Raw genomic sequence first — 9430 nt, forward strand, 5'->3', positions numbered from 1 at the left:
GTTTGCCGACCGACACAACCATATCAACGGCATTGAGAATTTTTGGAATCAGGCGAAACGTGTCTTGCGCAAATACAACGGAATCGACCGAAAATCTTTTCCTCTGTTCTTGAAAGAATGTGAGTTTCGTTTTAACTTCGGGACACCAAAGCAGCAGTTAAAAACTTTGCGGCTTTGGTGTGGTGTTTAGGGCTAATCTACTTCAGCCCCTTACCGATTGAATATCCAATCGGTAATTTATTTTGCCCAAACATAAAAATCTGATTATTCTTATTTTCATGGATTTGAATTAACATTGACTTAGAAAAATCTTCATATTAGAATTTATTTGCAAATAGTAGTAATTATTGATTAACTTGTTTATGTGCAAATGAGGTTCGAAATGAAGAAAACGATATTGGCCGTGTTGGTCGGTAATGTATTCATGGTGCCTGCGTGGGCAGACACCGAAGCGGTCAACGCTGCGCTGGAAGAAGTAGTGGTGAAAGGCGACCGCCAGGGTGCAAAAATCAAAACCAACGTGGTAACGCTTCAACAGAAAGATGAAAGCACGGCTACTGATTTGCGCGGACTGCTGGAAGAAGAGCCGGCCGTTGATTTCGGCGGCGGCAACGGCACTTCACAGTTTCTGACCATTCGCGGCATGGGGCAGAACTCGGTCGATATCAAAATAGACAACGCCTATTCCGACAGCCAGATTCTTTATCACCAAGGCCGCTTTATTATTGACCCTTCGCTGGTGAAAATCGTGTCGGTGCAAAAAGGCGCGGGTTCGGCCAGTGCCGGTATCGGCGCAACCAACGGCGCTATTGTTGCCAAAACCCTTGATGCGGCAGATTTGCTCAAAGGTTTGGATAAAGATTGGGGCGTGCGCGTGAATGCCGGTTATGCCAGCAATGACGGCCACAATTACGGTGCCAGCGTATTCGGCCGCGCCGGCAATTTTGACGGTTTGTTTTCCTACAGCAGAAACGATGAAAGCGACTATAAAGCCGGCAAGGGCTACGCCAACCAATACGGCGGCAACAAGGTGCTGAAAAGCGGGTTGGACAAACGCAGTTATTTGGCCAAAATCGGTGCCACATTCGACAACCACCGCATTGTGTTGAGCCATATGCAGGACCAACACCGCGGCGAGCGTTTTGTACGCGAAGAATTCGGCTGGGAAACCACCCCGCGCGCGGACGGCAGCCTGGCATCAAACGCCCCGGCTTACCGCGAAACCACCCTCTCCAACACCAACCTTGAATATACTGCGAAGAATCTCGGTTTCATCGATAAGCTTGAAGCCAATGCCTATCTGATGAAAAACAAACGTTATTCTGCCGATGACACCAACAACGGGTATGCCGGCAATGTTCCCGGGCCGACCACCACTGTGATTGACACCAAAGGCGCCAATGTGGGTTTGGACAGCCGCATCGGCCAATACACTACCTTGAAATACGGCGTAAATTACCGTCATCAAGAAATCGAGCCGCATGCATTCCTTAACCACCAATACACCAATCGAACGAATCCGACCGGTCAGGCATTGGTGAGAAGCTACAATTTAACCAATCCGAAAAAAACCGACTCGGGCGCGTATGTGGAAGCGATTAACGATATCGGCGATTTCACGCTCACAGCGGGCCTGCGCTACGACCATTTCGACATCAAAACCCATGACGGAAAATCGGTTTCAGACGGCCGGCTCAACCCGAGCTTCGGCCTGATCTGGCAGCCGCTCGAAACGCTCAGCTTCAGCGCCGTACACAACTATGCCACCCGCAGTCCCAGGCTTTACGATGCGTTGCTCACACACGGCAGGCGCGGCATTGTTTCCATTGCAGACGGCACCAAAGCCGAACGTGCGCGCAACACCGAAATCGGCTTCAACTATAACAACGGCGCATTTGCCGCCAACGGCAGCTATTTTTGGCAAACCATTAAAGATGCCATTGCCAACCCGCAAAACCGCCATGATGCCGCCGGCAACATTATCGGGGGCGTGCGCGAAGCCGCCAACGCCGGCTATATCAAAAACCGTGGTTACGAGCTTGGCGCGTCTTACCGCACCGGCGGGCTGATTGCCAAGGCAGGAGTGGCACACAGCAAGCCGCGCCTTTACGACACCCACCCCGGCAACCTGCTCAGTGCCAACCCCGAATTTGCCGTGCAGGCAGGGCGCACATGGACAGCCTCGCTGGCCTACCGCTTCAACCAACCCAATCTCGAAATCGGCTGGCAAAACCGCACTGTAGAGAAAGCCAAAGGTTCGGTTTTGGTGCGCGACCGCAACGGCAATGCCGCCCAAGTCGAGCGCAAGAGCTACAATGTCAATGATATTTTTGCCAACTGGAAACCGCTGGGCAAAGATACTTTGAATGTGAATTTCTCGGTAAACAACGTATTTAACAAATACTATTATCCGCACAGCCAACGGGGCGAAACCCTCCCCGGCATAGGCCGTGATTTCCGCCTGGCAGTGAACTATAAGTTTTAATTGAAGTGCTTAAAATATGCACTCAGGCCGTCTGAAAGCGTTTGGTTTTTTCAGACGGCCTTTATTATCGTTTGCGCCGTTGCGCGGTAAAACGGCCGCAGCGGGATGGGGGTAATGAAAGCCCTGATAATATGCGCTCAGGCCGTCTGAAAGCATTGGTTTTTTTCAGACGGCCTTTATTATTGTTTGCGCCGTTGCGCGGTAAAACGGCCGCAGCGGGATGGGGGTAATGAAAGCCCTGATAATATGCGCTCAGGCCGTCTGAAAGCATTGGTTTTTTTCAGACGGCCTTTATTATTGTTTGCGCCGGTGCGCGGTAAAACGGCAGCAGCAGGCGGAGGGTTAATGAAAGCCCTGATAATATGCGCTCAGGCCGTCTGAAAGCATTGGTTTTTTCAGACGGCCTTTATCCCTGTTTGCATTGGGTGTATGCGGCAAAACAGGGTTAGAAGCCGTTTTCCATCATAATCTGCCCCGGAATGCGGTTGCGGTGCATAGAAAAGCCCATATCAAGCAGGGTTTGGAAAGTGTCTTTGACCATTGCCGGATTGCCGCAGATCATAAAACGCGTGTTTTGCGGGGTAAACGGCCTGCCTGCGGCGGCGGCCAACGCTCCGCTTGCCAGCAATTCGGGCAGGCGTTGGTTCAGCGCGCCTGCCGTCCGTTCGCGGGTGAGCACGGGCAGGAAGGTGAGCTTGCCGAAATATCCGCCCACCAGAGGGTGAGTCTGCAAAGCGGCGATGCGGCGGGTGAAAATCAATTCATCAGCATAAGAAACAGAATGCGCCAACACCAGGCTGTCGAAACGCTGCCAGATTTCGGGCTGCTCCAATATCGATAAAAACGGCGCGATGCCCGAGCCGGTGCAGAGCATCACCAAATCTTTGCCATCGGGAAAACGCCCGGGCAGCAAAAAACCGGTGGCGTTTTTGTCGAGCAGTATAGTATCTCCGCTTTGCAGCGCGGCGAGTCTGGCCGACATCGGGCCGTTTTCGACCAACACGGCGAAATATTCGAGCGTGTCGGCATATTCGGCAGACATCACCGAATAGGCGCGCCAAATGAAGCCGTTGCCCTCGCGCAAACCCAACCGCGAAAACTGCCCCGCCGAGAAGCGGTAGCTTTCGGGGCGGCTGATGGCAAACGTGATCAGTTTGGGCGTGTGGTGTTCGACCCATAAAACGGTTTCTTCAGTGTATTTGGCTTCGGGTGCAGCGCTCATTGCAGTTCCTGGCGTGTGTTTCAGACGGCCTTTCAGACAGGTTGCCGATTATACCGAAAGGCCGTCTGAAAGATAACTGCCCTGTGATATCACACCATGCGCATTGTTTCCTTATGCAAATTAAACCCGACAAAGTGCGATTCAGGTAAAATGCAGCCTTTGTTTTTTGCCGATTTTGCACATGACAGCCCGAAAACCCTCCAAAATCAAATATTGGCTTCTGATTGCCGCCGCCCTTGTGCTCGACCAAATCACCAAAACCGCCGTGCTGAAAAATTTTGAGTTTGCCGAACGGCTCAATATCCTCCCCGGCTTTTTCGATTTGACACTGGTGTTCAACACCGGCGCGGCATTCAGCTTTCTGGCCGGTGCGGGCGGCTGGCAGAAATATTTCTTTCTCGCTTTGGCGGCGGTTATCAGCTTTTATCTGGCGCGCGCCATCGTGAAAGACAACTTCGGCACTTGGGGCAAATACGGCGCGGCCATGATTATCGGCGGCGCGGCCGGCAATGTGGCCGACCGCCTGATTTATGGCCATGTGGTTGATTTTCTGCTGTTTTATTGGCAGGATTGGTATTACCCCGCCTTTAATGTGGCCGACAGCTTTATCTGCGTTGGTGCCGCGCTTCTGGTAATAGACGGTTTCAAACACAAAAAAGAAAAGCCCGGCAATACCGGCAGGCCGTCTGAAAACCGATAAACCGGCAGATTTCTGCCAACAATAACGGCCACACCAACCGTTGCCGGCCTCCGCACAAAGAAAACACATCATGACCCAAAAAACCATAGTCTTAGCCAACCCGCGCGGTTTCTGCGCCGGTGTGGACCGCGCCATCAGCATTGTCGAGCGCGCACTCGAAAAATTCGGCGCGCCGGTTTATGTGCGCCACGAAGTGGTACACAACAAATTCGTGGTGGACAATCTACGCGAAAAAGGCGCGGTTTTTATCGAAGATTTGGCCGACGTGCCCGAGGGTGCCACACTGATCTATTCTGCCCACGGCGTATCCAAAGCCGTGCAGCAAGAAGCGGCGCAACGCGGCTTTCAAGTGTTTGACGCAACCTGCCCGCTGGTAACAAAAGTGCATAAAGAAGTTACCCGCCTCGATGCCCAGGGCTACCAAATCATCATGATCGGTCACTCCGGCCACCCCGAAGTGGAAGGCACGATGGGTCAGCTTGCCGAAGGCAGTATGCTGCTGGTGGAAACTGTGGAAGATGTGGCCGGGTTGGAAGTGCGCAACGCCGAAAAGCTCGCCCATGTGAGCCAAACCACATTATCGGTGGACGAAACGCGCGACATCATCGAAGCCCTGCAGAAACGTTTTCCGAATATCCGCAGCCCGCATAAAGAAGACATCTGCTACGCCACCACCAACCGCCAGGAAGCCGTGAAAGCGCTGGCGGCGCAATGCGATATCGTGATTGTGGTCGGATCGCCCAACTCTTCCAACAGCAACCGCCTGCGCGAAGTGGCAGCGCTGCGCGGCGTGGATGCCTATATGGTCGACAACGCCGGCCATCTGAAACGCGAATGGTTTGCAGGCAAACACAGCGTGGGCATAACCGCCGGCGCATCCGCTCCCGAGGTGCTGGTGGAAGAAGTGGTTGCCGCCATCCGAAGCTGGGGCCACGAAACCATACGCGAAGGCAGCGGCATAGAAGAAAGCATCGTGTTTGTATTGCCCAAAGCCTTGCGCAAAGAATAACAGCACAAACGGTTTGTTTGGATTGCTAAAATTTGAATTAAGACAGACAGTGTACTAAAGTGTAAATGCTGATTAAATGGCATTGATACTTCGATACACTGCCTGTGTTATGATGCACCTTGTTTTTAAGCTGCACTGATACAGCCGATTCACTTTCAAGGTTATGACGGTGCTGTCATGCTGCTTGTTGCTTGATACTTTGAATTTTATTTTATGGTAAGTCTGTTTTATTTCCATTGGGGTGTTGCTGCGCCCTGGCGCAAGGAGAATAATTCTGCCTGCAGGTGAGGCGGCAACAGAATTGGTTCTGTATCGTTGTACTGCCCTGCAGCAAGAATAAGGCGGATTCACTATAGTGGGTTAACCATATGAGCAAAACCGTTTATCTCTATACCGATGGTGCCTGCAAAGGCAACCCGGGTGCGGGCGGCTGGGGCGTGCTGTTGCGCTACGGTACACAAGAAAAAGAGCTGTTCGGCGGGGAGTCTGCAACTACCAACAACCGTATGGAGCTGACGGCCGTTATCGAAGGGCTGAGGGCGTTGAAGCGCCGAAGCTGCGTGGAAATCTGCACCGACTCGCAATATGTGAAAAACGGTATGGAAAAATGGATACACGGTTGGAAGCGAAACGGCTGGAAAACCGCTGCCAAACAGCCGGTGAAAAACGAAGATTTGTGGCGTGAACTTGAGCGTTTGGCCGGTTTGCACGACATTAAATGGGCATGGGTAAAAGGCCATGCCGGCCACGAGGAAAACGAGCGTGCCGACAAGCTGGCCAACCGAGGTGCGGCACAATTTGCCGGTGGTGCAGGAGATGTCTGACAGGCAGAACTCAATGCTCGTGGTTTTTAGATGGCCTGACAGTTATCGAACGAAAGGCCGTCTGAAAAAGCGGCCGGCAAGTTGTTTGGGAGCCTGCAACGCGTTTTTCCATGCAAAAAAACCGCCCCACGAGGGGGCGCAAAAGGAACACAAACCACTACCAAAACTGTTATGAGGCAAATGCTTCTATTGTTTGCTTTGCCGGATACAGAGCCTTCATCAGATCGGAAGGCATAAGCGTAAAATCTCTATTGTCATTAACCGTTAAGCGGCCTTGCTGCGGGGTAAGCTCCAACAAACAGGGGCTGTCGGCGGGGCAGGATGCCGCTTGGTCGGGATTGATACGGCGTTGCAGCGCGGCGGCGGCACGGCAGTATAAGCGGTCTTTTTTCTTGAGCCTGCGGGCGCGGGCAACCCAGCTCAGGCGGGTGGGGGTGCCTTCTGCCTCAATCAGCAGAATGCCGGTTTTCGGGTCGCTTTGCGGGCTTTCAGTCAGCCAAACATAATATCTGCCGTTTAAGGTAACAAACACTGCGTCATGGATTTCCGGGCAGCCGCTGCACTGGGTGGCTAAAAGTGTGTGTACGGCTTTTTGGTGCAGGCGCAGAATATCCAGAGAAACTTGCTTGAAAATGTTTTCGGGCATTTCGTTCTCCTTTCGTTGCGTTGTTTGCCTAACCGTTGGACTGCATTATACGCAAAATAGAGATTTTTTCAAATGATAATTGTTATTATTAATTATTAATTTAATAAATATATGTTTTTAAATGAAATTAATTTTCCAATTATGCTGAAAAAATTGAGTAAAAACGCTAAATAGGTTAAAAGTGGATAAAACAACACTGTGGTTAGGGTATGTCTACTTTATTAGGGTATGTCTACTTTATTTGGGTGTAGGCAGCAAACCGCAGACAATAATACAGAGCCGATTCTGTTACCGCTTCACGGGCAGGCACAATCGTTTTTTGCGACAGTCGAATCAAGGTACGGCAATGCCGTGGCGGAAATAAAAGAGAGTACGCCATATCAATCAAAGGCCGTCTGAAAAATATCGTTCAGACGGCCTTTGTTGTGCGGGAGCGGGCAGGTTAAAACAACTGCCATACGAAAAAAATAAAGGTATGCAGTACGAACAGCGGCACCAAAATAGTGAGCGACCAAGCCATATAGCCGAAAAAGCCGGGCATCGGCACTTTGCGCTGTTCTGCAATCGCTTTCACCATAAAGTTGGGTGCATTGCCGATATAGCTGAGCGCACCCATAAACACCGATCCCATCGATACCGCCAGCAGCGTATAGAACAGATGGCCGCTCATCAGGGCTTGGGCATCGCCGCCGGCCATATTGAAAAACACCAAATAGGTGGGGGCGTTGTCTAAAAAGGCCGACAAGAGGCCGGTTATCCAAAAATACATGGCATTGACGGGTTGGCCGCTGCTGTCGTGCACCAGTGAAATCAGGCCTGCAAACGCGCCTTTTTCACCGGCCTGCAACATGGCGATAACCGGCGCGATGGTGATGAAAATGCCTAGAAAGAGTTTGCCCACTTCGAGTATCGGCTCCCAGTTGAACTCGTTGCCCGCGCGCACCTGTTTGGGCGTGATGGCAAGGGAAACCGCCGCCAAAACCAACAGCACCGCATCGCGCAGCAGGTTGGGCAGCAGATAGTGCGTGCCTAAAATATCGATACCGGGGTGTTGCGGCTTCCACAAACCCGACACCAACACGGCGCATACCACACCGCCCAGCAGCAGAAAATTCCATTTGCCGAACAGTTTCAAGGGGCTGTCGGGGGAGGGGTCTTGCGGCAGTACTTCGTTTTCACGAGTGAAATAATAGCGGTCGAGAAAATAAAACAGTGTCAGCAAAATAGCGGAACTTAACACCACGGGCACCATCATATGCCGGAGTGTCCAGCCGAAATCCACGCCTTTCAAAAACCCCAAAAACAGTGGCGGGTCGCCCAGCGGCGTGAGGCCGCCGCCGATATTGGCCACCAGAAAAATAAAGAACACTACCACATGCACGCGGTGTTTGCGGTTGTCGTTGGCTTTTAAAAGCGGGCGGATCAGCAGCATGGCGGCACCGGTGGTGCCCATAATCGAAGCCAATACTGTGCCGATGGCCAAGATGGCGGTGTTCAGGCGCGGGCTGCCGTGAAGGTTTCCCCACACTAGAATGCCGCCCGAAATGGTGTAGAGTGCAAACAGCAGAATGATAAACGGAATATACTCGGCCACCAGCGCATGGGCAACGGTGCGGGAGGTTTCGGCCGGGCCGAATGCAGCAGTAAACGGAATCAGAAACAAAACCGTCAGCAAGGCGGTGATTTTGCCGAAATGGTGGTGCCATATGGTGCTGAACAACAACGGGCCGGTGGCGATGGAAAGCAGTATCAAAACAAACGGTATGCCCCACAGCAGGCTCAGGTTGGCGCCGTTGAGAGAAGAGGCGGCGGCGGGCAGCGGTGCGAGCAGCAGGGGCAGCAGTAGGGTTGGCGAACGCATTGTATTTCCTTATGGCAGTGGGGCGGGATGCGCGGCCGGTTTATGCCCGGCTGCGCGCGACCGAAACCAAAGGCTTCGTAATGGTTTGGCAAATTGTAAATGAAACCCGGCGCCGGTGTCAGCCTTTCATGCTGTGAAATCTTGGTTGGGCGCAGCAAAATGCGGCCTGCCCAAGCCGTCTGAAAAATGGGGTGCTGTTTCCCGCTGTGTTTCAGACGGCCTATTTTCCGCCGTTCAAAAAAAGGCTCCACCACCGCCCATACTGCCGGAAAGTTGGCGATAAAGGCCGGGTGCGGGGCGTTGGCAATGACGGACAAATCGGCGTGCGGAGTGGTGCGGTAGGCGGCGATGACGGTATCCGGCGGAGCGTTGGCATCGTCTTCGCCAACGATATACAGCACCGGCGCGGCGATGTTGGCGAAGGTTTCCTTGCCGATGGCGGCGTTGTCATAGGTTTTCAGCGTATCGGCGAACCATTGGGCGGTTCGCTGCGGGTCGGGGCGGACGGTTTGCTGCGCCAGCCGGTAGGCAGGGTCGGCTTGTTCGATGTCGGCGAACGGGGCGTGCTGTTTACCGCTGCCCTGAATGAAGCCGCGTTTCCACTTGCCTGCGCCGATGGCAACGATTTTCGCTGTTTGCGCGGGACAGGCCGCGCCGAAAGCGGGCACGGTGTAGGCACCATC

Annotated in this window: 8 protein-coding genes and 1 pseudogene; 5 read left to right on the forward strand and 4 right to left on the reverse strand. The window is 52.8% G+C overall.

Annotated features, from left to right (window positions below; all coding sequences use genetic code 11):
* Both IR141_RS11295 and IR141_RS11300 read left to right on the forward strand, forming a co-directional pair.
* Window positions 1-190, forward strand: a pseudogene (locus IR141_RS11295) (IS1595 family transposase); the annotation flags it as partial.
* A gap of 234 nt (window positions 191-424) precedes the next feature.
* Entirely contained in the window at window positions 425-2485 is a 2061-nt protein-coding gene (locus tag IR141_RS11300) for a TonB-dependent siderophore receptor (RefSeq protein ID WP_228068251.1), read from the forward strand.
* A 445-nt stretch (window positions 2486-2930) separates the two neighbouring features.
* Here the strand turns inward: IR141_RS11300 and IR141_RS11305 are convergent, their stop codons facing one another.
* Window positions 2931-3707: a ferredoxin--NADP reductase gene (locus IR141_RS11305; RefSeq protein ID WP_135037311.1), complete on the reverse strand. Its 777-nt coding sequence runs from the start codon at window positions 3705-3707 to the stop codon at window positions 2931-2933.
* Between the two features lie 181 nt (window positions 3708-3888).
* Here IR141_RS11305 and lspA point away from each other — a divergent pair, with 181 nt between their 5' ends.
* The 3 genes from lspA to rnhA all read left to right on the forward strand — a co-directional run bounded on the left by lspA (window position 3889) and on the right by rnhA (window position 6240).
* Window positions 3889-4407: a signal peptidase II gene (gene lspA, locus IR141_RS11310; protein WP_135037314.1), complete on the forward strand. Its 519-nt coding sequence runs from the start codon at window positions 3889-3891 to the stop codon at window positions 4405-4407.
* Window positions 4408-4474: 67 nt separating this feature from the next.
* The gene (gene ispH / locus IR141_RS11315; protein ID WP_256359878.1) at window positions 4475-5416 is read left to right on the forward strand and encodes a 4-hydroxy-3-methylbut-2-enyl diphosphate reductase; all 942 of its coding nucleotides are present in this window, start codon (window positions 4475-4477) and stop codon (window positions 5414-5416) included.
* Between the two features lie 368 nt (window positions 5417-5784).
* Window positions 5785-6240 (forward strand): ribonuclease HI, encoded by a 456-nt coding sequence (gene rnhA, locus IR141_RS11320; RefSeq protein WP_135037320.1) that lies wholly within the window; start codon window positions 5785-5787, stop codon window positions 6238-6240.
* A gap of 169 nt (window positions 6241-6409) precedes the next feature.
* Here the strand turns inward: rnhA and IR141_RS11325 are convergent, their stop codons facing one another.
* The 3 genes from IR141_RS11325 to IR141_RS11335 form a co-directional block, all read right to left on the reverse strand.
* Complete coding sequence (locus tag IR141_RS11325) at window positions 6410-6886, reverse strand: pyridoxamine 5'-phosphate oxidase family protein (RefSeq protein ID WP_135037322.1); 477 nt, start codon at window positions 6884-6886, stop codon at window positions 6410-6412.
* A 442-nt stretch (window positions 6887-7328) separates the two neighbouring features.
* Window positions 7329-8747, reverse strand: coding sequence for a sodium:proton antiporter (locus IR141_RS11330; protein WP_194198397.1), 1419 nt, complete (start codon window positions 8745-8747; stop codon window positions 7329-7331).
* The coding region (locus IR141_RS11335; protein ID WP_167743188.1) for an alpha/beta fold hydrolase at window positions 8666-9430 on the reverse strand (765 nt) is incomplete at its 5' end. The genes IR141_RS11335 and IR141_RS11330, both read right to left, overlap by 82 nt.

The organism is Neisseria sp. 19428wB4_WF04, from assembly GCF_015235335.1.
Lineage (GTDB): Bacteria > Pseudomonadota > Gammaproteobacteria > Burkholderiales > Neisseriaceae > Neisseria > Neisseria musculi.

Excerpts from the sequence above, each read along its gene's own strand:
- IR141_RS11300 (WP_228068251.1), top strand. The coding sequence starts at position 425 with ATGGTGCCTGCGTGGGCAGACACCGAAGCGGTCAACGCTGCGCTGGAA.
- IR141_RS11305 (WP_135037311.1), bottom strand. The coding sequence starts at position 3,707 with ATGAGCGCTGCACCCGAAGCCAAATACACTGAAGAAACCGTTTTATGG.
- lspA (WP_135037314.1), top strand. The coding sequence starts at position 3,889 with ATGACAGCCCGAAAACCCTCCAAAATCAAATATTGGCTTCTGATTGCC.
- rnhA (WP_135037320.1), top strand. The coding sequence starts at position 5,785 with ATGAGCAAAACCGTTTATCTCTATACCGATGGTGCCTGCAAAGGCAAC.
- IR141_RS11325 (WP_135037322.1), bottom strand. The coding sequence starts at position 6,886 with ATGCCCGAAAACATTTTCAAGCAAGTTTCTCTGGATATTCTGCGCCTG.
- IR141_RS11330 (WP_194198397.1), bottom strand. The coding sequence starts at position 8,747 with ATGCGTTCGCCAACCCTACTGCTGCCCCTGCTGCTCGCACCGCTGCCC.